We start from the raw sequence: 23,910 nt of genomic DNA on the forward strand, positions 1-23,910 counted from the left end.
CGGCATGGAGGGCCCTTCGATCACCGCCGCAATCGCGGCTTTCGCGGCCGATCGCACGCTGCAACCCCCGGCTTCGGCGCTGGATGTGGCCCGGCTGTCGCTGGTTGACTGGGCCGCCGTCTCCCTTGCCGGCCTCGGCGAACCGGTGGCCACGATCACGCGTGATCTCGTGTTCGAGGAGGCCGGCGCGGCGCAGGCCACCGTTCTCGGTCTTGGCCTGAAGGTTCCGGCCCGGGCCGCGGCTCTGGCCAACGGCGCGCTTTCGCATGCCCTTGATTATGACGACACGCATTTCGCCTATGTCGGCCATCCCAGCGTTGCGGTGTTTCCGGCCGCTCTCGCCATGGCGGAACGGCAGGGCGCGAGCGGTGCGGCCTTCCTCGAGGCGGCTCTGGTCGGCATGGAGGCTGCCTGCCGGATCGGCCATTGGCTCGGCACCCGGCACTACAACCACGGCTTCCATCAGACCGCGACATCCGGTGCCTTCGGTGCGGCCATGGCGGCGGGGCGCCTGCTCGGCCTCGACGAGGAGCGCCTTCGCCATGCGCTCGGCATCGTCGCCACCCGCGCCTCCGGGCTGAAATCGCAATTCGGCACCATGGGCAAGCCTTTCAATGCGGGCATTGCTGCAGCGAATGGCGTCGAGGCCGCCTTGCTGGCGGCGCGCGGCTTCGTCTCGCGGCCCGACGGGCTGGAATGTGGGCAGGGCTTCGCCGAAACCCATGCCGGGGAGGCCGGCTCGACCGAAGCGGCTCTGGCGGGGCTTGGCCGGGATTTCTGGTTCGAGGCTGTCCAGCACAAATTCCACGCCTGCTGCCACGGCCTCCATGCCAGCCTCGAGGCGCTGATCCGCCTGCGCGACGAGCCGGGCTTCGACAGGGGCAGGGTCAGTGCCGTGCAGATCCGCGTCAATCCGCGTTGGCTCCGCGTCTGCGACCTGCCGGCCCCGCGAACCGGGCTCGAGGCCAAATTCAGCTATCGCCTGACCAGCGCCATGGCTCTAGCCGGGCGCCCGACCGCCGCGCTCGACACCTATTCCGAAGCAAGCTGCGCCGATCCGGAATTGCTGCCGTTGCGGGATCGCGTCCATGTCGAGGGTGATCCGGCAATCCCTGATACCGCGGCGTCGGTGCAGCTCACCTTCACCGACAACCGCAGCCGCGAGGCATGCTTCGATCTCGACACGCCGATGGAATTCACCGCCCGCCGCACCCGCATCGAGGGCAAGGTCCGCGCGCTGCTGCCGGCGGACGAGGCGAGGGCGGCGATGGCCCTTCTCGATGCGCCGGACACCGGAAGCGCCGCCGCCATGGCCGAGGCGCTCGGCGCGGCAGCGATGCGGCTGGGAAATCGCACATGAGCCTCGATCTTGACCATCTCCGGCAATGGATCGGCCGCAGCGAGACGCGGGTCGAGACGCTCGCGCCGTTCCCGGCCAATGCGCTGGCGGCGACGCTCGATCGGGCCGATCCGCCCTACGCGGTCGGCGCAAACCTGCCGCCACTTTGGCACTGGCTGCATTTCCTGCCCGTCAGCCCGCTGGCCGAGGCCGGGCCGGATGGCCACCCCGCCCGGGGCGGATTCCTGCCGCCGGTGCCGCTGCCCCGGCGCATGTGGGCTGGCAGCCGGCTGATCTTCCTCGCGCCGCTGGTCATCGGCGAGACGGCAACGCGCGTCTCGACCGTGACGCGCATTGAACACAAGGCCGGCAAGACCGGCGATCTCGTCTTTGTCACCGTCCGGCACGAGATTTCCGGCGCCTCCGGCCCCGCGATCGAGGAGGAGCACGATATCGTCTATCGCGGCCTGCCGCCGCCGGATGCGCCGCCGCCGAAACCGCTCGCACCGCCGGAAGGAGCGCAATGGTCGTTCCCGATCCGGCCGGATGCGGTGCTGCTGTTCCGCTATTCGGCACTGACCTTCAATTCGCACCGGATCCATTATGATCTCGATTACGTCACCCGCGAGGAAGGCTATCCTGGCCTTGTTGTCCACGGGCCGCTGATCGCGACCCTGCTGCTCGACGGGCTGCGCCGGAAATTTCCTGACCGATCGGTCAGGAAATTCAGCTTCCGCGCCCTCGCGCCCATTTTCCACATCGACCCCTTCGCCGTGCACGGAAAGATTGAAGAGCCGGATAGAACGCAACTCTGGGCGGAGAAATCCGGCCAGCTCACCATGGATGCCGTCGCCGAGCTTTGCTGACCGATCCCCAACCCGGACCTGATGATGATCCCTTCCGCCAACAGCCACCCCGAGATCCGCGAAGCCGTACGTGCGCTCTGCGCGGAATTTCCGGCCGAATATCACCGGAAGATCGACGAGGCACGCGGCTATCCCGAGGCCTTCGTCGAGGCGCTGACCCGGGCCGGCTGGATGGCGGCGCTGATCCCTGAGGATTATGGCGGCTCCGGCCTCGGCCTGACCGAGGCGTCGATTATCATGGAGGAGATCAACCGCTCGGGCGGCAATTCCGGCGCCTGTCACGGCCAGATGTACAATATGGGCACCCTGCTGCGGCACGGCTCGGAGGCGCAGAAGCGCTTCTACCTGCCGAAAATCGCGGCCGGAGACCTTCGGCTGCAATCCATGGGTGTGACGGAACCCACGACCGGCACGGATACGACCAGGCTGAAGACAACAGCGGTCCGGAAGGGTGATCGCTATATCGTCAACGGGCAGAAGGTCTGGATCAGTCGCGTCCAGCATTCCGACCTGATGATCCTGCTGGCCCGCACGACACCGCTCGACGAGGTGAAGAAGAAGAGCGAGGGCATGTCGATCTTCCTCGTCGACCTCAGGCAGGCCATCGGCAAGGGTCTGGAGGTCCGGCCGATCCCCAACATGGTCAACCACGAGACCAACGAGCTGTTCTTCGACAATCTCGAGATTCCCGCCGAGAACCTGATCGGCGAGGAGGGCAAGGGGTTCAAATACATCCTCGACGGGCTGAATGCCGAGCGCATCCTGATCGCGGCGGAATGCATCGGCGATGGCTATTGGTTCCTCGACAAGGTCACGGCCTATACGAAGGAGCGCATCGTGTTCGGCCGCCCGATCGGCCAGAACCAGGGCGTGCAATTTCCGATCGCCGAGAGCTATATCGAGGTCGAGGCCGCCAACCTCATGCGCTATGAGGCTTGCCGGCTCTTCGATGCGCACGAGGCCTGCGGCGCCCAGGCCAACATGGCGAAATATCTCGCTGCCAAGGCGAGCTGGGAAGCCGCCAATGCCTGCATCCAGTTCCATGGCGGCTTCGGCTTTGCCTGCGAATATGATGTCGAGCGGAAATTCCGCGAAACCCGCCTCTATCAGGTCGCGCCCATCTCGACCAATCTGATCCTGGCCTATATCGCGGAGCATGTGCTCGGCCTGCCGCGTTCCTTCTGAGGCGGCCGGCCACCAGACGGGGAACGCGCCATGCTCAGTGCCGACGAGGCCATCCTGACCCGGAAATCGATCCGGGCCTTTCTCGACAAGCCCGTCCCGCGTGAGACGGTGGAAGAGATCCTCGCCGTTGCGGCGCGGGCCCCTTCGGGCACCAACATGCAGCCCTGGCGCGCGACGGTCCTGACGGGCGCGGCCCGGACGGAATTCTGCCACCGGCTGGAGGCCCTGGCGCTGGAGGGCGAGGCAGGCACCCCGCAATATGCCTATTACCCGCCGGTCTTCCGCGAGCCCTATCTCACCCGGCGCCGCAAGGTCGGCTATGATCTCTACGCCACGCTGGGCATCCAGAAGGGCGACAAGGCCCGGATGCATGGCCAGCATGCGAAGAACTTCACCTTCTTCAACGCGCCGGTCGGGCTGATCTTCACGATTGACGATGATCTCGAACTCGGCTCATGGCTCGATTACGGCATGTTCCTCGAGAACGTGATGATCGCCGCCCGGGCCCGCGGGCTCGATACCTGCCCGCAGGCGGCCTTCATCACCTATCACCGCGAGATCCGCGACCTGCTCGCCATCCCGGCCGACCAGCGCATCGTCTGCGGCATGGCGCTCGGCCACCGTGATCCGGAGGCGCCGGAGAACCTGTTCGAGACGCAGCGCGAGCCCGTCTCTGCCTTCGCGACGTTTCTGGAGACGCTGCCACGATAGGGCAGGGCGGTTCTGCCCCTCACCCTGCGGGAAGCGACGGCGGCTGAGGGGGCACAGCCCCGGATTTCCCCGCCCCGGGAGAAAAATCCGGTGCAGCCGGGCCTCTCTCCTCATTCCGCCACATTGCCCTTGTCGGGGTGCGCTTGTATATCCCGGTGCATCAGGTTCTCGCCGCCACCGGGGTTCTCTCGTGCAACGGCGGAGTTTTCTCGGAATGGCGATGGATAACTTGCAGGAAAAACCCCAGGCCAAGGATACCGGCGGTCTGGGCGAAACGATCCGCGTGATCATCGAGGCGCTGCTCATCGCGCTGGTGATCCGGACATTCGCCTTCCAGCCCTTCAACATTCCCTCGGGCTCGTTGATCCCGACATTGCTGATCGGCGATTATCTCTTCGTCTCGAAATATGCCTATGGCTATTCGAAACATTCCTTCCCCTATTCGATCGCCCCCTTCGAGGGGCGCGTCTGGGGGGCGGAGCCCAAGCGTGGCGACATCGCGGTGTTCAAGCTGCCGCGGGACGGCGAGACGGATTACATCAAGCGCGTCATCGGCCTGCCGGGTGACCGCGTGCAGCTGATCAACGGCCTCGTCTACATCAATGGCCAGCCCGTGAAGAAGGAAGCCGACGGCGTCTTCGAGGAGCGGGACCAGTTCGGCCGCGTCCTGCGGGTGCCGCGCTTCCGCGAGACCTTGCCCAACGGCGTGACCTATCACGTCAACGAGCGTGAGGGGAACCGTTCCTACTGGGACAACACGCCCGAATACCTCGTGCCGCCCGGTCATTACTTCATGATGGGCGACAACCGCGATAACTCGACCGACAGCCGCGATCAATCCGCGCAAGGCGTCGGCTTCGTGCCCTACGAGAATTTTGTCGGACGCGCCGAGATGATCTTCTTCTCGATCGAGGAAGGCACCCCGCCCTGGATGATCTGGCGCTGGCCGGGCGAGGCCCGCTGGGGCCGCATCTTCCAGAAAATCCGCTGATGGCGGCGGACGCGCCCTCGCTCGCCGCTCTCCAGCGCCGGCTGGGCTACCGGTTCAGCGATATCGCCCTGCTCGAGGAGGCGCTGACCCATGTCAGCGGCGCCGGGGCCGGGCGTTCCTACCAGCGGCTGGAATTCCTGGGCGACCGCGTGCTCGGCCTCATCGTCTCGACCATGCTGTTCGAGGCTTTCCCCGACGCGCCGGAAGGGGAGATGTCGAAGCGGCTTGCCGATCTCGTCCGCAAGGAAAGCTGCGCTGCCGTCGCACGCGAATGGGGCCTTGGCGATCATCTCCGCATGGGCGAGGGCGAGATCCGTTCGGGCGCGCGCAAGCGGGATGCGATTCTTGGGGATTCCTGCGAGGCGGTGATCGGCGCGGTCTTCCGCGATGGCGGGCTGGAGGCGGCGGAGCGGCTCGTCCGGGCCTCCTGGACGGCGCGGATGCAGGCGCCGCTTTCGGTGCCGAAGGATGCGAAGACGTTGCTTCAGGAGATCGTGCAGGCCCGCGGCCTGCCGGTGCCGGCCTACCGGGATGTCGGGCGCAAGGGCCCGGATCACGCGCCGGTCTTCGAAATCGCCGTGCTGGTCGAGGGCCAGTCCGAAGTAACGGCCACCGGGCCGTCGAAACGTCTGGCCGAACGCGCCGCAGCCGAGCGATGGTTGCGTGCGGCCGGCCTGTGGCAGGAGGACGGGCCGTCGCGCCCGGATGGATCGAACCAGAATGACTGAACCCGTGACTGATATGCCCACGCGGTGTGGCTTCGTCGCCCTGATCGGCGTGCCGAATGCCGGCAAGTCGACGTTGCTCAACGCGCTTGTCGGGGCGAAGATCTCCATCGTCAGCCGCAAGGTGCAGACGACGCGCACCCAGATCCGCGGCATCGCCATGGCCGGCCGGACGCAGGTGATCTTCGTCGATACGCCCGGCATCTTCGCGCCGAAACGAAGGCTGGAAAAGGCGATGGTCACCTCCGCCTGGGGCGGGGCTTCGGATGCCGATCGCGTCGGCGTGCTGATCGATGTCACCCATGCCGACCACGATGACGAGGAGGCGCTGCTGGCCCAGCTCGGCGAGGTGCGGCAGCCGAAATTCCTCATCCTCAACAAGATCGATCTCGTCCCGCACGAGAAGCTGCTGGCCATCACCGCCGCGCTGAACGAGCGGATCGCCTTCGAGGCTACGTTCATGGTCTCCGCCCTGCGCGGCCACGGCGTGCCGAAGATCCTCGAATGGCTCGAGGACAAATTGCCGCCGGGGCCCTGGCTTTACCCGGAAGACGAGATTTCCGATGCGCCGTTGCGCTTCCTCGCGGCCGAGATCACCCGCGAGAAGATTTTCGAGCGGCTCCATGACGAGCTGCCCTACCGCTCCACGGTGGAAACCGAGAAATGGACGGTGATGAAGAATGGCGATGTCCGCATCGACCAGACGATCTTCGTCGAGCGCGAGAGCCAGCGGAAGATCGTGCTCGGCGAGAAGGGCCAGACGATCAAGCATATCGGCATGGCTGCCCGAAAGGAGATCGAGGAGGCCGCCGAGACCAAGGTGCATCTCTTCCTTTTCGTGAAGGTGCGCGAGGACTGGGCGAACGATCCCGAACGCTATCGCGAGATGGGGCTGGAATTCCCGCGCGAGCCGAAACGCTGAGCCGCGGGGCGCACGAGAGCCGGGAAAGCCGGCAGGGAGGCCGCCATGGAATGGCAGGATGAGGGGCTCATCCTTTCCGTGCGCCGCCACGGCGAGCGCGATGTCATTCTCGAGGCGATGACGCGGAGCCATGGCCGCCATCTCGGCCTCGTCCGGGGCGGCCGTTCCGCGCGGCAGGCGCCCGGCCTCCAGCCCGGCAACCGCGTCGCGCTCACCTGGCGCGCGCGGCTGGAGGAGCATCTCGGCCAGTTCACGGCCGAACCGCTGCAAAGCCGTGCCGGGCTCGTCCTGTCCGATCCGCTGGCATTGCATGCGGTCATGCACCTGGCCTCGCTGCTGCGGCTGATGCCGGAACGGCAGGTCCATGGCGGGCTCTATGAGGCGGCGGATGGCCTGTGCCAGCTGCTGGCTGAACCGCTTCTGCTTGGTGCCGTGATGGTGAGGTTCGAGGTTAACATCCTCGCCGAGCTGGGATTCGGGCTCGATCTCTCCTGCTGTGCGGCGACAGGCCGCGGCGACGCGCTGACTCATGTCTCGCCGAAATCCGGCCGGGCTGTTTCTGCCGGGGCTGCGGAACCCTACCGGGACCGGCTGTTGCCGCTCCCCGCTTTCCTGCTCGGCGAGGGGCTGGAGGAGGCGGATTCACAAGGCATCGACGCGGGCTTCCGGCTCGCCGGCCATTTTCTCGAGCGGCATCTCTTCATTCCGCGTGGGCTGGACCCCACCGCTACGCGCCAGCCCTTCCTGGCGATTCTGCGAGATCGGCTCGCTATTGCATCAAAAATCTCTAAAATTTGATCATTTCACGAAACCGCCTGTTGCCTCCGTTTCCTACCCATTTGTTTGCATCTCGCTGTTAGGAACGAAAGCCAGAGGGAACAATCCCCGGCAGGCGTACAAGATGTTCAAGTCAATCAACCATTGGGTTGAAACGATCAGATCGCGGATCAAGCGTTTCGGCAGGGCCGAAGCCGGCACGTCTGCGGTGATCTTCGCCATGTCCCTCCCGACCATGCTGGCCGTTGGCGGCTTCGCCACCGACTACGCCTCGATGTCCGGTACCCAGAACCGCCTCCAGCAGATCGTCGATGCGGCCGCGCTCGGCATTGCCCGCGAGATGAGCCTCTCGCCTGTGACGCAGAGCCGCGCCCAGACGCTGGCCGTACGCTTTGCCGAGGCCAATATTCCGGCCAACATCCCGCACAAGATCGCCATTACCGCCACGCTGATCGACAACAATGCAGCCGTCCGCGTCGAGGGCAGCCAGAGATTCTCGACGCCCTTCGGTACGTTCGAGAAGGTGATCGGGGTCAGCAGCATCTCGGCTTCCGCCACGGCGCGTCCGGCGGGGGTGGCCGAGCAGATGAAGCTGTGTGTGCTCTCCCTCAATGCGTCCAAGACCGGCGGCGTCAACCTGCGGAATGGTTCGACGCTGACCGCCAATGGTTGCATGATGCATTCCAATTCCACGTCCAAGCAGGCGGTGATGCTGGGTGAGGGATCAAAGCTCAAGGCCACGACCGTTTGTGCCCGCGGCGGCATCAAGAATATCGGGTCATCGGTCGAGGCGCAGCTCGTGACCGATTGCCCGGAAATGCGGGACCCGTTGGCCAGCAAGCCCGAACCCAAGGCAGACCTACTCTGCAAGACGCTGCCGAAGAAGATCGCCGGTGGCACCTTCTCCTTCGATCCCGGCACCTATTGCGGCGGGATGCAGATCCATGGCACGGCCAAGGTCACCTTCAATCCGGGCATCTATATTTTCAAGGATGGGCCGCTCCGGGTCCAGAACACCGCCGAACTGCATGGCAACGGTGTCACGCTGTTCTTCACCGGGACCAAATCCTATTTCCGGTTCGAGCATCAGGGCCTGATCAACCTGACTGCTCCCGAGAAGGGCGATACGGCCGGCATGCTGATCTGGGAGGGCAGCGGCATGATCGAGGAGGTTGCCGCGAAGACCGATCCCCTCACCGGCAGCACAACGTTGGTGAAGATCACCAACCAGAACCGCATTACCTCGGACCGCGCCAAGGTGCTGACCGGCACGATCTATCTCAGGAAGGGCGCGCTGACGATCGACAGCACGCAGCCCGTGGCCGATCAGTCGCCCTTCACGATCATGGTGGTGGACCGGCTCGACCTTTATGACGGCCCGAACCTTGTCCTGAACTCCAACTACCAGAATTCGCCGGTGCCCGTGCCCGTCGGCCTCGGCCCGACCGGCAACCAGAAACTTTATCTGGAGAAATAGCCGCACGCTGGGAGGCGGGGATATCTGCCTTGCCAGCAGGGCAATCCCTTGTGGCGACTCGCATCCTCCGCTAACGCGGATCGCATGGGAAAACCGGTCGATCCACCGTCATCCGAGGGCGTCGAGTCCATCGCCTTGCGCGAGGCGCTGGAGGAGCGCTACCTCGCCTATGCCCTCTCGACGATCATGCATCGTGCCCTGCCGGATGCGCGGGACGGGCTGAAACCGGTGCATCGTCGCATCCTCTACGGGATGCACCTGCTGCGGCTCGATCCGGCCGCCCCGTTCAAGAAGAGCGCGAAGATCGTCGGCGACGTCATGGGTACGTTCCATCCCCATGGCGACCAGGCGATCTACGATGCGCTGGTCCGGCTCGCGCAGGATTTCTCCTCGCGCTACCCGCTGGTCGATGGCCAGGGCAATTTCGGCAATATCGACGGCGACAGTGCCGCCGCCTATCGCTACACCGAAGCCCGGATGACCGAGGTTGCCCGGCTGCTTCTGCAGGGCATCGACGAGGATGGCGTCGCCTTCCGCCCGAATTATGATGGCCAGAACGAGGAGCCGGTCGTCCTGCCCGGCGCGTTCCCGAATTTGCTGGCCAATGGCGCGCAGGGCATCGCCGTGGGCATGGCGACCTCGATCCCGCCCCATAACGCGGCCGAGCTCTGCGCCGCCGCCATCGCGCTGATCGATGATCCGCAGGTGAGCCACGAAGCGCTGATGCAGCTGGTGCCCGGGCCGGATTTCCCGACCGGCGGCATTATTGTCGAAGGGCCGGCCAGCCTAGCGGAAACCGCCCGCACCGGCCGTGGCTCGATCCGCCTGCGCGCGCGCTGGCACAAGGAGGAGACGGGCCGCGGCGGCTATGTCGTGGTCATCACCGAGATCCCCTATCTCGTCCAGAAGAGCCGGCTGATCGAGAAGATCGCCGAATTGCTCAATGACAAGAAGCTGCCGCTCCTTGCCGATATCCGCGACGAATCGGCGGAAGATGTTCGCGTTGTCCTCGAGCCGCGCACACGCACGGTCGAGGCCGAACTGATGATGGAGGCGCTGTTCAAGCTCACCGAGCTGGAAACGCGCTTCTCCGTGAACATGAATGTCCTGATCGACGGCAAGGTGCCGAAGGTTGTCGGCCTCGCCGAAGCGCTGCGCGCCTTCCTGGACCATCGCCGCGAGGTGCTGCTGCGCCGTTCGCGCTGGCGCCTCGGCAAGATCGAGGCCCGGCTGGAAATCCTCGGCGGGCTGCTGGTCGCCTTCCTCAATCTCGACGAGGTGATCCGCATCATCCGCGAGGAAGATGAGCCCAAGCCCGTCCTGATGAAGCGCTTCGACCTCACGGACGTGCAGGCCAACGCCATCCTCGATACCCGCCTGCGCCAGCTGCGCAAGCTCGAGGAAATGGAACTGCGCACCGAGCATGACGAGCTCTCGAAGGAGAAGGCCAGCATCGAGGCGCTGCTCGGCTCCGAGGCGAAGCAATGGAAGACCGTCCGCTGGGAGATCGGCGAGGTGGCGAAAGCCTTCTCGAAGGATACGCCGCTCGGCCGGCGCCGGACGGATTTCGGGACCGCCTCGGAAGTGCCGGTCGATGTGACGGAAGCGCTGATCGAGCGCGAGCCGATCACCGTCGTCGTCACGAAGAAGGGCTGGATCCGTGCCCTGAAGGGCCACGGTGTCGATCTCGCCAACCTGCAATACAAGGGCGATGACGCCTTCGCCTTTGCCTTCCCGACGGAAACCACGGCGAAGGTCCTGCTGCTCGCCAGCGACGGCAAGGCCTTCACGCTCGATGCCTCGAAACTGCCGGGCGGGCGCGGCTTCGGCGAGCCGATCCGCCTGATGGTCGATCTCGACGCCGAAGCCGAGATTATGGCGGCCTTCCCCTATGTGCCGGGCCAGAAGCGGATCGTTGTCGCCAAGGATGCGCGCGGTTTCATCGTCGCGGCGGATGATCTCGTTGCCAATACCCGCAAGGGGCGGCAGGTCATGAATGTCGACGGCGCCCGCCTCTGGCTGGTTGTGCCGGTCGAGGGCGACATGGTCGCGGTCATTGGCGAGAACCGCAAGCTTCTGGCCTTCCCCTTGTCGGAAATGCCGGAAATGCCGCGCGGGAAGGGCGTCCGGTTGCAGCGCTACAAGGAGGGAGGCCTCGCCGATCTCCGCACCTTCTCCATCGAGACCGGGCTGACCTGGCAGGACAGTGCCGGCCGCACTTTCACGCTCAAGGGCGATGACCTGAAGGAATGGCTCGGCCATCGCGCCGAATCCGGCCGCTTGCCGCCGAAGGGCTTCCCGCGCTCGAACCGCTTCACCGGCTGAGGCAGATTCTCGAATTGCAATTCCGCAAACAGAAACGGCGTTTTCCGGCCTTGATCCTTGCATGAATGCACCCGATCTAGAGGGCATCAACTTGCAGCAAGGGATTGCCCCATGACGAAAGTCGCGATCGTTTATCATTCCGGCTACGGCCACACCGCCGTTGTCGCCGAGGCCGTGGCCGAAGGCGTGAAGCGGGCCGGCGGCACGCCGGACCTCATCCGTCTCGAAAGCGCCAGCCAGGATTTCGGCCCCGCCCTCGAGGCTGTCACCGCCGCCGATGCCGTGATCTTTGGCGCCCCGACCTATATGGGCGATGTCTCGGTGCCGCTGCGTGCCTTTTTCGAAGCGTCCTCCAAGATCTGGATGAGCGGCGGCTGGAAGGACAAGCTGGCGGGCGGCTTCACCAACGGCCTGACCTTCGGCGGCAACAAGGACCACACGATCACCTCGATGTGGGTCCTCGCCATGCAGCACGGCATGCTCTGGGCGGGCCCCGGTGTGCCACTCGGCAATATGGCCGGCAACTCCACCTCGGCGCCGGAAGCCGCCAACCGCATCGGCTCGGCCCTCGGCGTGATCACCCAGTCCGACAATGCCGGCCCGGATGTGACGCCGCCGGCCGGCGACAAGGAATTCGCGCGGCTGCTCGGCGAGCGCATCGCGAAGCTTGCGGCCCGCTGATCGGCAGGCCAGACTGACCGGGCGGGGGTCGTCCCCGCCCGTATCTTGCCGAGGCTCCATGGAATCCGAAACAATCGATCGTCCGCGTCTCCTGTATTTCGCGGATACGATGTGCTCCTGGTGCTACGGCTTCGCGCCAGAAATGCAGATCGTTCTGGAACGGTTCCACCCGGAACTCGACCTGCTGGCCTTCAGTGGCGGCCTGCGCCCCTTCAACACCGAGCCCGTCTCGGACAGCATGCGCGCCATGCTCACCGAGACCTATGGCCGGATCGGGCAGCTCACCGGCCAGCCCTTCGGGACCTGCCCCTCGCTCACGCCCGGCTTTGTCTATGACAGCGAGCCCGCTTCCCGGGCCGTGGTGACGATGCGCACCATGGCGCCGGGCGATGACTACGCCTTCATGCTGGCGATCCAGCGCGCCTTCTATGCGGATGGCGAGGATATCACCCGGCCGGACGTGCTGGCCCGCCATGCCGCCGCTTTCGGCGTGCCCGAGGAGGCCTTCCTCGAAACCTTCTCGAGCGAGGCCATCCGCCAGGCGACGATGGCGGATTTCCAGGTCGCGCAGCAATTCGGAATTGACGGCTTCCCGACGCTGATCCTCCATCGCCAGCGCAGCACCGGCGACAATGCGCTGATGATGGTCAGCCAGGGTTATGCCAGGGCCGACGATATAACCGAGCGCCTGCGTGCCGCGCTCGAGGCGGAAATCGGCTGAGCGGAGGGAGTGCGGGGACGACCGGGCTCAGCAGCCGGGCTGTTTCTCCACCCGTTCCCAGGCGAGCATGCCGAGGCGCTCCTGCGGCAGGAAGCGGGCCTTGTAATCCATCTTCCGTGAACCCTCGACCCAGTAGCCGAGATAAAGGTAGGGCAGCCCGAATGCCTTGGTCTTGGCGATATGGTCGAGGATCAGGAAGGTCCCGAGCGAGCGGTCCGTCAGGTCGGGATCGTAGAAGGAGTAGACCATCGACAGCCCGTCCGAGAGGATGTCGGTCAGTACCACGCCGACCAGCTCGTCACTGCCGGCCCGGCCCGTCGCCGGCTTGCGGTATTCCACCAGCCGGGTTTCGACATGGCTGTCCTCGATCATGGCGGCATAATCGAGCACGCTCATATCGACCATGCCGCCATCGGCATGGCGGGCATCAAGATAGCGGCGGAACAGCCCGTATTGCTCGGCCGTCGGCTGGGCGGAGATCATTCGGGCGCCGAGATCGGCATTCCGCGCGAGAATGCGGCGGAAACTGCGGTTCGTCTCGAATTCACCGACCAGCACCCGCACGGAAATGCAGGCCCGGCAGGATTCGCAGGCGGGCCGATAGGCGATCGACTGGCTGCGACGGAAGCCGCCCTGCGTCAGGATTTCGTTGAGCTGGAAGGCTCGCTTGCCGACAAGATGGGTGAAGACCTTCCGTTCCTGCCGATCGGGAAGATACGGGCAGGGGGAGGGCGAGGTCAGAAAGAATTGCGGCGTGTCGCGCGGCTGTTCCGTCATCGGCTTCGAAATTCGGCAAGGCCGTCATCATTGGCCAAGCCGGCCCGCTCGGCAAGGGGGGCTCAACGTGCATCCCCGCGACAAAATGCGGGCATGCGCTCAGCCGCCCGGCAGCACGGCGCCGTTCGCGTCGATCCGCCGGATCACATAGCCCTGCGCCTCGAGCTGGCGGAGAAGGTCCTCGGCATGCGCGGCATCGCGCGTTTCCACCGTGACATCGAGCGAGACGCCCTTGGCCGGTACCGAGAGAAAGGTCCGGCGATGCGTGACCTCGAGGATATTCGCACCGAGTTCGCCGAGCCGCGTCGCTACCCGGCCGAGAAAGCCCGGCCGGTCCTCGCCGGTCAGGCGGAAGGAAATGATCCGCTCGCGCCGTTCCAGCTCCCGCACCATGATCGAAGCGAGAATCCGCGCATCGATATTGCCCCCGCACAGGACGAGGCCGACGCGCTGGCCGCGGAACCTTTCCGGCTGGTGGAGCAGGGCGGCGAGCCCGCTTGCCCCGGCGCCCTCGGCCATCGAGCGCTGATGCGTGGCAAAGGCGTCGACCGCCCGCTCGACCGCGCTTTCCGGCACGATCATCGTTTCCGCGACCAGCGCCCGGATGATCGGCAGCGTCAGCGCGCCGACATTCTTCACCGCGATGCCTTCGGCCAAGGTCGGGCCACCAATCGGGTGGCTCTCGCCCTTCAGCGCATTGTGGAACGAGGCATAGCTCTCGACCTCGACGCCGATCACCGCGATATCCGGCCGCAGGGCGTGGAAGGCCACGGCATTGCCGGCAATCAGCCCGCCGCCACCCATCGGGATCACCACGGCATCGAGCCCGGGCTGGTCCTCCAGCATTTCGAGCGCGATCGTGCCCTGGCCGGCGATCACATCGGGATCGTCATAGGGATGGACGAGGACCGGCCCCTCCTCGGCGATGATCTGCTGCACCCGGTTCTGGCTCTCGGCGAGAGTGGTGCCGTCAAGGATCACGCGGGCACCGAACCGCGCCGTGTTCTCCACCTTCACGAAGGGCGTGCCGACGGGCATCACGATTGTTGCCGGGATGCCAAGCCTCTGCGCGTGATAGGCCACGGCCTGCGCGTGGTTGCCGGCCGACATGGCGATCACGCCGGCCTTGCGGGCGGCAGGGTCAAGCCGCGACAGCTTCACGAAGGCGCCGCGTTCCTTGAAAGCACCGGTCACCTGCATGTTCTCGAACTTGACGAAGCATTCGGCCCCGGTGATTGCCGAAAGCCGCGGCGCCGGCAGGAAGGGCGTCCGGATCACCTGCCCCCGCAGCAGCTCGGCGGCCGCGTTGATCTCATCAAGGCTGACCGCGAAGGCCGGGCTGGCGGACATCATGGGATTGGCTTTCCTTCTCTTGTCCGGGAAATGATACAAACGCCTGACCGGGCGGTCGGGCTACACTTTCCGCATCGGCCCTTCAGCAAACCCGAAAAAACCGCCGGGCTTGAGGATCAGGGCCAGCGTCAGCAGGACGAAGCTCGCCAGTTCCCAAAGCGCGATATCCATCAGGGCGGACCAGCCGATCTGGAACAAGCCGATCACCAGCCCGCCGAGAACGGCACCGCCAATCGAGCCGATACCGCCAAGGATGGCGGCGATCAAGCCCGTCAGTCCCATCATTGTCCCACCGGAAAAGTGGATTCCACCATAATTCAGCGCAATCGTAGCGCCGGCCAATCCCGCAAGGGCGATCGCGAGCATGGCAGTCCGGGCCAGCAGGGCCTCCGGATCAACCCCGCACAGGCGCGCCGCTTCGGGATCATCGGCGCTGGCCCGCCACGCCCGGCCGAAGGCGGTCCGCTTCATCAGCCACAGCACGGCGAGGATCGCCGACGCATTGACCAGGGCCATGACCAGCAGGCGCGGATGGAGGATCACGTCAAAGCTGCCGGAAACAGCCACAACCATGCCTTCGGCATGGGCGGGCGGAAGCCACATCGTGCCGGCCCCTTGGCTGAGGCGCAACGCTTCCTGCATCGCCACCACCAGGCCAATTCCCGCCACCAGCACCGGTTGTCCGACGCCGGCCGCCGCACCGGGCCGGGTGAGGGGCCAGAGCAGGCCCCGGCCGAGCACAAGCCCGGCCAGCCCGCACAGGGTTACCGCCAGCGCGCCGGCCAGCACCGGCACCAGCGGCGAACCCGCCAGGGTGAACCCGCCTGGCCCAAGTCCGGAGAGCGCCAGCGCCGCCAGCGTGGTCATGATGCCGCCAAAGGCGAGAAACTCGCCGAGCGCGAGGTTGATCCGCCCGATCAGCCCGTAGATCAGCGCGGTTGACAGCGCCAGCAGGGCGAGGATGCCGAGCCGGGGCAGGCCGCCGATCAGATGCTGCAGCGCCAGCGCAAGCGGCCGCGTCAGCTCGATCGCTTCGCCGGGATGCCGCGGTGGCCCGGGATCGGCCTCGACCGCGAATTGTGTCTCGAGCCAGCGGTTGCGCAGGATGTAGAGCGTCGATTCCCCCAGGCCGACCCCGTCGATCAGGACGGCGGACAGGTCCCGACGGGCGGCTGAATAGCCGATCCCGCCGAAACGGCAGGTCAGCAGATGCGGGCGGTTGGCCTCGTCGCCGGTCCGGAAGGTGACATGGACGGCATTGCCGGGGCTGCTCTCGGTGTCGAGAACCGTGATTCCTTCATCCTGCGGGTAGAGGGCCGGCAGCAGCATCCGGCAGAGGCGGGCCTGCTCGGCATCCGCCCCGGGGCCGCCGGCCAGGAACAGCGGCACCGTGATGATCGCAAGGGCCAGGATCGGGGCAACGAGAATCCAGAGTTCCGGTCGCCGGCGCAGCAAGGCCATTGGCTACCGATGCTGCTGAAGCCAGCGTGCCATGGCCGGCGCGAAATAGGTGAGGATGCCGTCGGCCCCGGCGCGCTTGAAAGCGGAGAGGCTCTCCACCATCGCCTTTTCGACATCGATCATGCCCCGGTCGCCGGCGGCATGGATCATCGCGTATTCGCCCGAGACCTGGTAGGCGAAGGTCGGCATGCCGAATTGCGCCTTAAGCCGGTGGACAATGTCGAGATAGGGCATGCCGGGCTTGACCATGATCATGTCCGCGCCCTCGGCAATGTCGAGTTCGGCTTCGATGATCGCTTCCGCGCCGTTGCCGTAATCCATCTGGTAGGTCTTCTTGTCGCCCGACAGCGTCGAGGACGAGCCGACCGCATCGCGGAACGGCCCGTAATAGGCCGAGGCATATTTGGCCGAATAGGCCATGATCGAGACATCGGTATAGCCGTTGCCGTCGAGTGCAGCCCGGATCGCGCCGATCCGCCCGTCCATCATGTCGGACGGAGCGATGATATCGGAGCCGGCCTCCGCCTGGATCACGGCCTGCTGGCAGAGGATCGCGACGGATTCGTCATTGAGGATGCGGCCATGCTCGAGCAGGCCGTCATGCCCGTGGCTGGTATAGGGGTCGAGCGCCACATCGGTCATCAGCCCGATTTCCGGCACTTCGGCGCGGATCGCCCGGAGCGCGCGGCAGGTCAGGTTGTCCGGGTTGAGCGCTTCCGAGCCGTTCTCGTCGCGCAGGTCTCCTGCCGTGTTGGGGAACAGGGCCAGCAGCGGAATGCCGAGCGCCACCGCCTCTTTCGCCGCCTCGACGCTGGCCGCGATGGAATAGCGCAGCACGCCGGGCATGGTCGGGATCGGCTGGGTCGGCGTATCGCCGTCGGTCAGGAAGATCGGCCAGATCAGGTCATCCACCGTCACCCGGGTTTCCCGCACGAGGCGGCGGGTCCAGTCCGCCTTGCGGTTGCGGCGCGGCCGCCGGACGAGATCGAGAGATTCGGAGACCTGACGCATGGCACTTTCCCGCCGGTTATCATTTTGGAATGAATCTTAAGGAGGCGCCGATCCAAAGGGAAGCGTTTTGCACGGGCCATGGGCATTGACGCTCCGCCATGCGCGCTCTACCCCCGCGAGCAGGCGAGGATGCCAGGGGAGGGTTCCATGAGCGATATTCTCATCGAACAGCGGGGCGTGCTGGGGCTGATCACGCTCAACCGGCCGCAGGCGCTCAATGCGCTCAACGATGCTATGGTCGATGGCCTACAGGCGGCCCTGCTCGACTTCCGCGACGATCCGGCCATCCGCCATGTCGCGATCCGCGGCGCCGGTGGCAAGGCCTTCTGCGCCGGCGGCGATATCCGCCTCATGCATGAATACGGGCAGACCGGGCGCCATGCTGTCGCGCTGGATTTCTGGGCGCGGGAATACCGGCTCAATGCCTTCATCAAGCGGTTCCCCAAGCCCTATATCGCCCTGGTCGACGGGATCGTGATGGGCGGAGGCGTCGGCGTCTCGCTCCATGGCAGCCACCGTTTCGCGGGGCCGAACTATCTCTTCGCCATGCCGGAAGTCGGCATCGGCTTCTTCCCCGATGTCGGCGCGACCCATGCCCTGCCGCGCCTGCCGGGCGCTTTCGGCATGTATCTCGCATTGACCGGCGCCCGCTTGCGCAGGGGGGACGCGCTCGCCCTCGGCCTCGCCACCCATGCCGTGCGTGGCGGCGCGGAAGAGGACATCCTCGACGCGCTCGCGGCCGGGGAGGCGGTCGATTCCATCGCCGCCCGCTTTGCCGAGGCGGCCGGCGAGACGCCGGTTTTCGACCGCGCCGGCGAGATCAACCGGTTGTTCTCGGGCGCTGATCTCCCTGCGATCATGGACGGGCTGGCCGCCGCCGCACCGGAATCGCCCTTCGCGGCGGAACTGGTGGCGGGCATGGCGAAACGCTCGCCCACCTCGATGGCGATCGCCATGGAGCAGATCCGCCGCGGGGCCAGCCTCGATTTCGAGGCCGCGATGGTGCTGGAATTCCGCATCGTCAGCCGGATCGTGCATGGCCACGATTTTTACGAAGGTGTCCGGGCGCTGATCATCGACAAGGACAACCGCCCGCAATGGCGGCCGGATAGTATTGCCGGGCTTGATCCTGCCGCGATTGCCGCGCATTTTCAGCCGCTGGACGAGGATCTGCGCTTTGCTGAAGACTGAATTGGGGCGGATACGGTCCGGCCGGTTGTCAATGCTGCTCCGCCGCAAGCCGTCGCGCCGCGAGGAACGGCGCGCGCAGGATATGGTGATCGAGCCCGGCAGTCGGGACGAACCGCCCATCGGCGCCGAATTTGACAATCCCGGCATCCGCTGGGACCTGATGTATGTGCTGTTCCTCCGGCTGACAGCCGCGATCTGGCTCGTCAAGGGCATTGCCTTCTGGGCGCTGGTCCTCGGGCTCGGTGATATCGCGCTGAATGACGAAAGCCGGATCCGGCAGGTCATCATTATCGGGTTTGCGCTGGTCGATTGTGTCGCCGCGATCGGCCTTTGGCTGGTGGCGCCCTGGGGGAAGAGCCTCTGGGTTTTTGCCGTGGTGGCCGAGATCGCCCTCGGCCTCACGGGCTTCGGCAATGCCGTGGGGATGACCTCGGCCTCGGGCGCCGGACTTGCGCTGTTCTTTTATTTCATCCTCGCCTTTGCCGTGCGCAAGCGCAGGCTGGGCCTCTTCTGAGCGATATCGCCCGGTTGGGCATGCTCCTGTCGGCCTTCTTCATAGCAACGTGAATCGCCTTCTGAATCTCGGTAAACAGAATTTTAGATTCACGATTCAAAAATACTAAGACTTTCTCAGTTCAATCTTCTGTTCACTCCAATATCTAAACATCAAATTTACGCTGGAATTTAAACTCATTTTCATCCGAACACCCTATGTTGATGCCATAAGACGAGGACGGGCTGAAGCACGCCTCAAGACAAACAGGGGTAGTGAGTCATGAACAACGCGAATGTTGCGCGTATTGTCGAACAGAAGCCCGACGGCGCGCCGGCCGTCCGCGGTCTTTACCTGGAGTCCCTTGCGCTGGTGGAACGTCTTCACCGCCGGTTGCTCGACGTGATCAAGGACGAGTTCGATCGTCGTGGTCGCGCCGATGTCAACAGTGTGCAGGCGTTGCTGCTTTATAATATCGGCGACAATGATGTCACGGCGAGCGAGCTGCGCACCCGTGGTTACTATCTCGGCTCGAACGTCTCGTACAATGTCAAGAAGCTCGTCGAGCTGGGCTATCTTTCGCATCAGCGCAGCCGCGTCGATCGCCGTTCGGTCCGCATCCGTCTCGCCCCGAAGGGCAAGGAAGTGCATGCCATCGTGGCCGAGCTTTACGAAAAGCATGTCCGCACCGTCGAGCAGATCGGCGGCATCTCGGCCGGCGAGTTCGAGACGCTCAACCAGGCGCTCATCCGCCTCGACCGGTTCTGGACCGACCAGATCCGCTACCGTCTTTGATCCTTCCGCGAAGCCTCGGCTTCGCGGTGCTCTGGACCGACCAGATCCGCTACCGGCTCTGACGTCTGCCTCCGGACGATTCCCGCGTCGGGCCCAAAGACCCGACCGGACCCCTGGAAGCCCGCCCCAAAGGCGGGCTTTCGTGCGTTGGCGCACCCCCTGGGGCGATGAAATGTGATAACGTCCGCGTGAACTGGGTGGATTCGGCACGAATGCCACATTTTCGCCGGATCGGACGCGCTTCCGATAGTTCCGGAGCGACACGTCGTGGGGTTTGCAGGCCTGGCCTGCGCCGGCGGCATGGCGTTGATACGCTTGGTTAAGTATGTGGGATTACAGGCTTGTGCCGAATGGGCCGGCCTGACGAGGTTGATGGGGCAGATGATGCAGCAGGACAAGTCTTCGACCATGGTCTCCTTCGGGCTGGACCGCCGCCGCTTTCTTTTCGGCACGGCGGGCCTCGTCGGGGCCGGTCTGGCCGGACCCGCCATCGCTCAGCAGAGCGGGATGGTCGGCGGCCAGGCGGAATGGGCGCAGAGCTATGATTCCGGCGGCCAGCAGACCCGCACGATCCTGACGCCGCACCCGATCCTCAGCCCGGCGACGACTGCCGCTACCGAAGGCGCTGTCCGCGTCTATCAGGACATTGTCGCGAAGGGCGGCCTCCCGCCGCTTCCTTCTGCCGTGCGGCTCAAGCTGGGCACGCGCCATCCGAATGTGCAGGCCCTGCGCCAGCGGCTGATCGAGCTTGGCGATCTCTCGCCGAATGTCGGCACCGGCGCGGTGTTTGATTCCTATGTCGATGCTGCGGTGAAGCGCTACCAGGCCCGTCATGGCCTGACGCCGACCGGCGTTGTCGGTGCCCAGACCTTCGCCGCGCTCAACACGCCGGCGGAGATCCGACTGAAGCAGCTCGAGGTCAACCTGCAGCGCCTGCGCTCCTATAACGGCAACCTCGGCTCGCGCTTCGTCATCACCAACATTCCCGCTGCCTATGTCGAGACGGTGGAGAACGGTCAGGTTGCGACGCGCCATGTCGCAGGTGTCGGCAAGATCGACCGCCAGTCGCCGATCATGAATGCGCGGATCCTGAACGTGAATTTCAACCCGTTCTGGACCGTGCCGGCCTCGATCATCCGCAAGGACCTGATCCCGCTGATGCGGAAGAACCCGAACTATCTCACCGAGCAGAAGATCCGCATCTACAACCGCCAGGGCCAGGAAATCCAGCCAGCGGCGGTGAACTGGAATTCGGACGAGGCCACCAACTACATGTTCCGCCAGGATCCCGGTGGCGAGTTCAACAGCCTCGGCTTCGTGCGCATCAACATCGCCAATCCGCATGGCGTCTACATGCATGACACGCCGGCCAAGGGCATTTTCGGCGACGATTACCGCTTCGTCTCCTCGGGCTGCGTCCGCGTGCAGAACGTGCGCGACTACATTTACTGGATCCTCCAGGACAACCCGCAATGGACGCGTGAGGCCATCGACGCGGCCATGCGGTCGGGCCAGCGCATCGATGCCACCCCGCGGGAGCCGATCCCGGTCTACTGGGTCTACATCACCGCATGGGGTACGCCGGAAGGTGTCATCCAGTTCCGCGATGACATCTACGGCAAGGACGGTGTCGGCCCCGGCGCCGTGACCGAGGCCCTGCGCGAGGGTGACGACCGCCCGGTTGAATGAGCGGTTGCCGCCTGCGGCAAGGGCATGCTAGCCCTAGCCCATGAGCCCATTGCCTGTTTCCCATGACGATATCCGTGCTGCCCATGCGCGGATCCGCTCCCATATCCGCCAGACCCCGGTGATCGAATTGCCGCGCGGCGCGCTGGGCGGGGATTTCACGCCTGTCCTGAAATTCGAGCACAGCCAGCTTTCCGGCTCCTTCAAGGCCCGCGGCGCATTCAATTCGCTGCTCTCGATGGCGGTGCCGGAATCCGGCGTTGCTGCTGCCTCCGGCGGCAATCACGGCGCGGCGGTGGCGTTTGCGGCCAGGGCGCTCGGCATTCCCGCGCGCATCTTCGTGCCCGAAATCTCGCCGGCGCCGAAAATCGCGGCCATCCGCCGCTACGGCGCCGAGGTCGTGATCGGCGGTGCGCAATATGACGATGCCCAGGCCGCCTGTGACCTCTATGTCGCCGAGACCGGCGCGCTGAAGATCCATCCCTTCTCCGCGCCGGCCACCATTGCCGGGCAGGGCACGCTCGGGCTGGAATGGGCCGACCAGGCCGAACTTGACGAAGTGGTGATTGCCGTGGGCGGCGGCGGCCTCGTCTCCGGTGCGGCGGCCTGGTTCCATGGGACCGATGTGAAGGTGATCGGCGTCGAGCCGGAAGGGTCGCGCGCGCTCGATGCCGCGCTGCAGGCCGGCGGCCCGGTCGAGGTGAAGGTTCAGTCGGTTGCGGCCGATTCGCTGGGTGCGCGGAATGTCGGGCCGCTGGTCCATGAGATCTGCGCCGCGGGCGTCCACACGGTCGCGCTGGTATCGGACGCGGCGATTCTCTCGGCGATCCGCACCGCCTGGCAGGATTTCCACCAGATGCTCGAACCCGGCGGCGCGGCCGCGCTCGGTGCTGTCCTTTCGGGCGCATACCGGCCTGAACCGGGTGCGCGGGTCGGGATCCTGTTCTGTGGCGGCAATGTCGACCTGCATCGCGCGGCGGAATGGGCGGCCTGAGCCGTCCCGAAGGGCGTTTTTGACGCGCCAGCCATGCGGGCAAGAACCTTGCCCGGGTGGTGGTGTTGCGATAAACCGCAGCCTCGCTTGCTGGCCACCCCTCGAGAAGCAGGACATCCCATGACCGCTGCCACCGCCCCGATCCGCTCGAATTCCTTTTTCTCCGCGGGCCTGGCCGATGCCGATCCCGAGATCGCGAAGGCTGTCCAGCTGGAACTCGGCCGCCAGCGCGACGAGATCGAGCTGATCGCCTCGGAGAACATCGTCAGCCGCGCCGTGCTCGAGGCGCAGGGCTCGGTTCTCACGAACAAATATGCCGAGGGCTATCCCGGCAAGCGCTATTACGGCGGCTGCCAGTTCGTCGATATCGCCGAGGAACTCGCGATTTCCCGCGCCAAGAAGCTCTTCGGCTGCGATTTCGCCAATGTCCAGCCCAATTCCGGCAGCCAGGCCAACCAGGGCGTCTTCATGGCGCTGATGAAGCCGGGCGATACCTTCATGGGCCTGAACCTCGCCGCCGGCGGCCATCTCACCCATGGCGCCCCGGTCAATATGAGCGGCAAGTGGTTCAACGTCGTCTCCTATAATGTCCATCCGGAAACCCACCTGATCGACATGGAGGAGGTCGAGCGCCTCGCCCTCGAGCACAAGCCCCGGATCATCATCGCCGGCGGCTCGGCCTATTCCCGCCACTGGGATTTCGAGAATTTCCGCCGCATCGCCGATCTCGTCGGCGCCTATTTCATGGTCGATATCGCCCATTTCGCCGGGCTCGTGGCGGGCGGGGCGCATCCCTCGCCCTTCCCGCATGCGCATGTCGTCACCACCACCACGCACAAGACCCTGCGCGGCCCGCGCGGCGGCATGATCCTGACGAATGATCCGGACCTCGCCAAGAAGTTCAACTCGGCGATCTTCCCCGGCCTGCAGGGCGGCCCGCTGATGCATGTCATTGCTGCCAAGGCCGTCGCCTTCCACGAGGCGCTGCAGCCGGAATTCAAGACCTATGCCCACCAGGTCGTGGCCAATGCCAAGGCGCTGGCGGAAGGCCTGAAGACGCGCGGCTTCGCCATCGTCGCCGGCGGCACCGACAACCACCTCATGCTGGTGGACCTGCGGCCCAAGAAGGTGACAGGGACGATGGCCGAGAAGGCGCTCGGCCGCGCCCATATCACCTGCAACAAGAACGGCATTCCCTTCGACCCGGAAAAGCCGATGGTCACCTCGGGCATCCGCCTCGGCACCCCGGCCGCGACGTCGCGAGGCTTCGGCGTGGCGGAGTTCCAGCAGGTGGCGCAGCTGATCGGCGAGGTGATCGACGGGCTCGCGAAGAACGGCGAGGAAGGCAACCACGCCATCGAGGACAGCGTTAAGACGCGCGTTCATGCGCTGACCGCCCGCTTCCCGATCTACTGAGCGGCCTCCCGCC

General features: G+C 65.4%; 22 protein-coding genes. 18 read left to right on the forward strand and 4 right to left on the reverse strand.

Going from position 1 to position 23,910, the window contains the following annotated elements; genetic code table 11:
• The first annotated feature begins 4 nt into the window (after positions 1–4).
• The 12 genes from P0652_RS10475 (at position 5) to P0652_RS10530 (ending at position 12,720) form a co-directional block, all read left to right on the forward strand.
• Positions 5–1,360 (forward strand): MmgE/PrpD family protein, encoded by a 1,356-nt coding sequence (locus tag P0652_RS10475; RefSeq protein ID WP_284178763.1) that lies wholly within the window; start codon positions 5–7, stop codon positions 1,358–1,360.
• The gene (locus tag P0652_RS10480) at positions 1,357–2,205 is read left to right on the forward strand and encodes an HTD2 family dehydratase (RefSeq protein ID WP_284178764.1); all 849 of its coding nucleotides are present in this window, start codon (positions 1,357–1,359) and stop codon (positions 2,203–2,205) included. The genes P0652_RS10475 and P0652_RS10480 overlap by 4 nt, the downstream gene beginning before the upstream one ends.
• Positions 2,206–2,229: 24 nt before the next feature.
• Positions 2,230–3,390: an acyl-CoA dehydrogenase family protein gene (locus tag P0652_RS10485; RefSeq protein WP_284178765.1), complete on the forward strand. Its 1,161-nt coding sequence runs from the start codon at positions 2,230–2,232 to the stop codon at positions 3,388–3,390.
• A 30-nt stretch (positions 3,391–3,420) separates the two neighbouring features.
• Complete coding sequence (locus P0652_RS10490) at positions 3,421–4,101, forward strand: nitroreductase (RefSeq protein ID WP_284178766.1); 681 nt, start codon at positions 3,421–3,423, stop codon at positions 4,099–4,101.
• 214 nt (positions 4,102–4,315) lie between these two features.
• Positions 4,316–5,092, forward strand: a complete 777-nt coding sequence (gene lepB, locus P0652_RS10495) for a signal peptidase I (protein ID WP_284178767.1) — start codon at positions 4,316–4,318, stop codon at positions 5,090–5,092.
• A complete protein-coding gene (gene rnc / locus P0652_RS10500; protein ID WP_284178768.1) occupies positions 5,092–5,820 on the forward strand; it encodes a ribonuclease III in 729 nt (242 codons plus the stop codon). Before lepB ends, rnc begins: the two co-directional genes overlap by 1 nt.
• Complete coding sequence (gene era, locus P0652_RS10505) at positions 5,798–6,739, forward strand: GTPase Era (protein ID WP_502947506.1); 942 nt, start codon at positions 5,798–5,800, stop codon at positions 6,737–6,739. The genes rnc and era overlap by 23 nt, the downstream gene beginning before the upstream one ends.
• A gap of 45 nt (positions 6,740–6,784) precedes the next feature.
• Positions 6,785–7,537: a DNA repair protein RecO gene (gene recO, locus P0652_RS10510; protein ID WP_284178769.1), complete on the forward strand. Its 753-nt coding sequence runs from the start codon at positions 6,785–6,787 to the stop codon at positions 7,535–7,537.
• 103 nt (positions 7,538–7,640) lie between these two features.
• Positions 7,641–8,993, forward strand: a complete 1,353-nt coding sequence (locus P0652_RS10515; protein ID WP_284178770.1) for a TadE/TadG family type IV pilus assembly protein — start codon at positions 7,641–7,643, stop codon at positions 8,991–8,993.
• Positions 8,994–9,077: 84 nt separating this feature from the next.
• The gene (gene parC / locus P0652_RS10520; RefSeq protein ID WP_284178771.1) at positions 9,078–11,318 is read left to right on the forward strand and encodes a DNA topoisomerase IV subunit A; all 2,241 of its coding nucleotides are present in this window, start codon (positions 9,078–9,080) and stop codon (positions 11,316–11,318) included.
• Between the two features lie 111 nt (positions 11,319–11,429).
• Positions 11,430–11,999 carry a flavodoxin family protein gene (locus P0652_RS10525; RefSeq protein WP_284178772.1) on the forward strand — a complete coding sequence of 190 codons (570 nt, stop codon included), beginning with the start codon at positions 11,430–11,432 and terminating at the stop codon, positions 11,997–11,999.
• Between the two features lie 58 nt (positions 12,000–12,057).
• A complete protein-coding gene (locus P0652_RS10530; RefSeq protein ID WP_284178773.1) occupies positions 12,058–12,720 on the forward strand; it encodes a DsbA family protein in 663 nt (220 codons plus the stop codon).
• Positions 12,721–12,747: 27 nt separating this feature from the next.
• Here P0652_RS10530 and P0652_RS10535 read toward each other — a convergent pair whose 3' ends face one another.
• The 4 genes from P0652_RS10535 to hemB all read right to left on the reverse strand — a co-directional run bounded on the left by P0652_RS10535 (position 12,748) and on the right by hemB (position 17,322).
• The gene (locus P0652_RS10535) at positions 12,748–13,497 is read right to left on the reverse strand and encodes an arginyltransferase (protein WP_284178774.1); all 750 of its coding nucleotides are present in this window, start codon (positions 13,495–13,497) and stop codon (positions 12,748–12,750) included.
• Between the two features lie 99 nt (positions 13,498–13,596).
• The gene (locus P0652_RS10540; RefSeq protein ID WP_502947507.1) at positions 13,597–14,850 is read right to left on the reverse strand and encodes a threonine ammonia-lyase; all 1,254 of its coding nucleotides are present in this window, start codon (positions 14,848–14,850) and stop codon (positions 13,597–13,599) included.
• Positions 14,851–14,910: 60 nt separating this feature from the next.
• Positions 14,911–16,311 (reverse strand): branched-chain amino acid ABC transporter permease, encoded by a 1,401-nt coding sequence (locus P0652_RS10545; RefSeq protein WP_284178775.1) that lies wholly within the window; start codon positions 16,309–16,311, stop codon positions 14,911–14,913.
• Between the two features lie 3 nt (positions 16,312–16,314).
• Positions 16,315–17,322 (reverse strand): porphobilinogen synthase, encoded by a 1,008-nt coding sequence (hemB, locus tag P0652_RS10550; RefSeq protein WP_284178776.1) that lies wholly within the window; start codon positions 17,320–17,322, stop codon positions 16,315–16,317.
• A gap of 147 nt (positions 17,323–17,469) precedes the next feature.
• On the opposite strand from hemB, the gene P0652_RS10555 reads away from it, so the two are divergent.
• From P0652_RS10555 to glyA, 6 genes are all read left to right on the forward strand, one after another.
• The gene (locus tag P0652_RS10555) at positions 17,470–18,513 is read left to right on the forward strand and encodes an enoyl-CoA hydratase/isomerase family protein (RefSeq protein WP_284178777.1); all 1,044 of its coding nucleotides are present in this window, start codon (positions 17,470–17,472) and stop codon (positions 18,511–18,513) included.
• 31 nt (positions 18,514–18,544) lie between these two features.
• Complete coding sequence (locus P0652_RS10560) at positions 18,545–19,027, forward strand: DUF6163 family protein (protein ID WP_349774984.1); 483 nt, start codon at positions 18,545–18,547, stop codon at positions 19,025–19,027.
• A 261-nt stretch (positions 19,028–19,288) separates the two neighbouring features.
• Entirely contained in the window at positions 19,289–19,801 is a 513-nt protein-coding gene (ldtR, locus tag P0652_RS10565) for a transcriptional regulator LdtR (RefSeq protein ID WP_284178779.1), read from the forward strand.
• A gap of 408 nt (positions 19,802–20,209) precedes the next feature.
• The gene (locus tag P0652_RS10570; RefSeq protein WP_502947518.1) at positions 20,210–21,490 is read left to right on the forward strand and encodes a L,D-transpeptidase family protein; all 1,281 of its coding nucleotides are present in this window, start codon (positions 20,210–20,212) and stop codon (positions 21,488–21,490) included.
• A 40-nt stretch (positions 21,491–21,530) separates the two neighbouring features.
• Positions 21,531–22,481 carry a threonine/serine dehydratase gene (locus tag P0652_RS10575; RefSeq protein ID WP_284178780.1) on the forward strand — a complete coding sequence of 317 codons (951 nt, stop codon included), beginning with the start codon at positions 21,531–21,533 and terminating at the stop codon, positions 22,479–22,481.
• Positions 22,482–22,601: 120 nt separating this feature from the next.
• A complete protein-coding gene (gene glyA, locus P0652_RS10580; RefSeq protein WP_284178781.1) occupies positions 22,602–23,897 on the forward strand; it encodes a serine hydroxymethyltransferase in 1,296 nt (431 codons plus the stop codon).
• The last annotated feature ends 13 nt before the right edge of the window (positions 23,898–23,910 follow it).

Source organism: Rhabdaerophilum sp. SD176 (assembly GCF_030143245.1).
Lineage (GTDB): Bacteria > Pseudomonadota > Alphaproteobacteria > Rhizobiales > Beijerinckiaceae > Rhabdaerophilum.

Bases quoted from the DNA above. Each gene is read 5' to 3' on its own strand.
- P0652_RS10475 (WP_284178763.1), top strand. From the start codon at position 5: ATGGAGGGCCCTTCGATCACCGCCGCAATCGCGGCTTTCGCGGCCGAT.
- P0652_RS10480 (WP_284178764.1), top strand. From the start codon at position 1,357: ATGAGCCTCGATCTTGACCATCTCCGGCAATGGATCGGCCGCAGCGAG.
- P0652_RS10485 (WP_284178765.1), top strand. From the start codon at position 2,230: ATGATCCCTTCCGCCAACAGCCACCCCGAGATCCGCGAAGCCGTACGT.
- P0652_RS10490 (WP_284178766.1), top strand. From the start codon at position 3,421: ATGCTCAGTGCCGACGAGGCCATCCTGACCCGGAAATCGATCCGGGCC.
- lepB (WP_284178767.1), top strand. From the start codon at position 4,316: ATGGCGATGGATAACTTGCAGGAAAAACCCCAGGCCAAGGATACCGGC.
- rnc (WP_284178768.1), top strand. From the start codon at position 5,092: ATGGCGGCGGACGCGCCCTCGCTCGCCGCTCTCCAGCGCCGGCTGGGC.
- era (WP_502947506.1), top strand. From the start codon at position 5,798: ATGGATCGAACCAGAATGACTGAACCCGTGACTGATATGCCCACGCGG.
- recO (WP_284178769.1), top strand. From the start codon at position 6,785: ATGGAATGGCAGGATGAGGGGCTCATCCTTTCCGTGCGCCGCCACGGC.
- P0652_RS10515 (WP_284178770.1), top strand. From the start codon at position 7,641: ATGTTCAAGTCAATCAACCATTGGGTTGAAACGATCAGATCGCGGATC.
- parC (WP_284178771.1), top strand. From the start codon at position 9,078: ATGGGAAAACCGGTCGATCCACCGTCATCCGAGGGCGTCGAGTCCATC.
- P0652_RS10525 (WP_284178772.1), top strand. From the start codon at position 11,430: ATGACGAAAGTCGCGATCGTTTATCATTCCGGCTACGGCCACACCGCC.
- P0652_RS10530 (WP_284178773.1), top strand. From the start codon at position 12,058: ATGGAATCCGAAACAATCGATCGTCCGCGTCTCCTGTATTTCGCGGAT.
- P0652_RS10535 (WP_284178774.1), bottom strand. From the start codon at position 13,497: ATGACGGAACAGCCGCGCGACACGCCGCAATTCTTTCTGACCTCGCCC.
- P0652_RS10540 (WP_502947507.1), bottom strand. From the start codon at position 14,850: ATGATGTCCGCCAGCCCGGCCTTCGCGGTCAGCCTTGATGAGATCAAC.
- P0652_RS10545 (WP_284178775.1), bottom strand. From the start codon at position 16,311: ATGGCCTTGCTGCGCCGGCGACCGGAACTCTGGATTCTCGTTGCCCCG.
- hemB (WP_284178776.1), bottom strand. From the start codon at position 17,322: ATGCGTCAGGTCTCCGAATCTCTCGATCTCGTCCGGCGGCCGCGCCGC.
- P0652_RS10555 (WP_284178777.1), top strand. From the start codon at position 17,470: ATGAGCGATATTCTCATCGAACAGCGGGGCGTGCTGGGGCTGATCACG.
- P0652_RS10560 (WP_349774984.1), top strand. From the start codon at position 18,545: ATGCTGCTCCGCCGCAAGCCGTCGCGCCGCGAGGAACGGCGCGCGCAG.
- ldtR (WP_284178779.1), top strand. From the start codon at position 19,289: ATGAACAACGCGAATGTTGCGCGTATTGTCGAACAGAAGCCCGACGGC.
- P0652_RS10570 (WP_502947518.1), top strand. From the start codon at position 20,210: ATGGTCTCCTTCGGGCTGGACCGCCGCCGCTTTCTTTTCGGCACGGCG.
- P0652_RS10575 (WP_284178780.1), top strand. From the start codon at position 21,531: ATGAGCCCATTGCCTGTTTCCCATGACGATATCCGTGCTGCCCATGCG.
- glyA (WP_284178781.1), top strand. From the start codon at position 22,602: ATGACCGCTGCCACCGCCCCGATCCGCTCGAATTCCTTTTTCTCCGCG.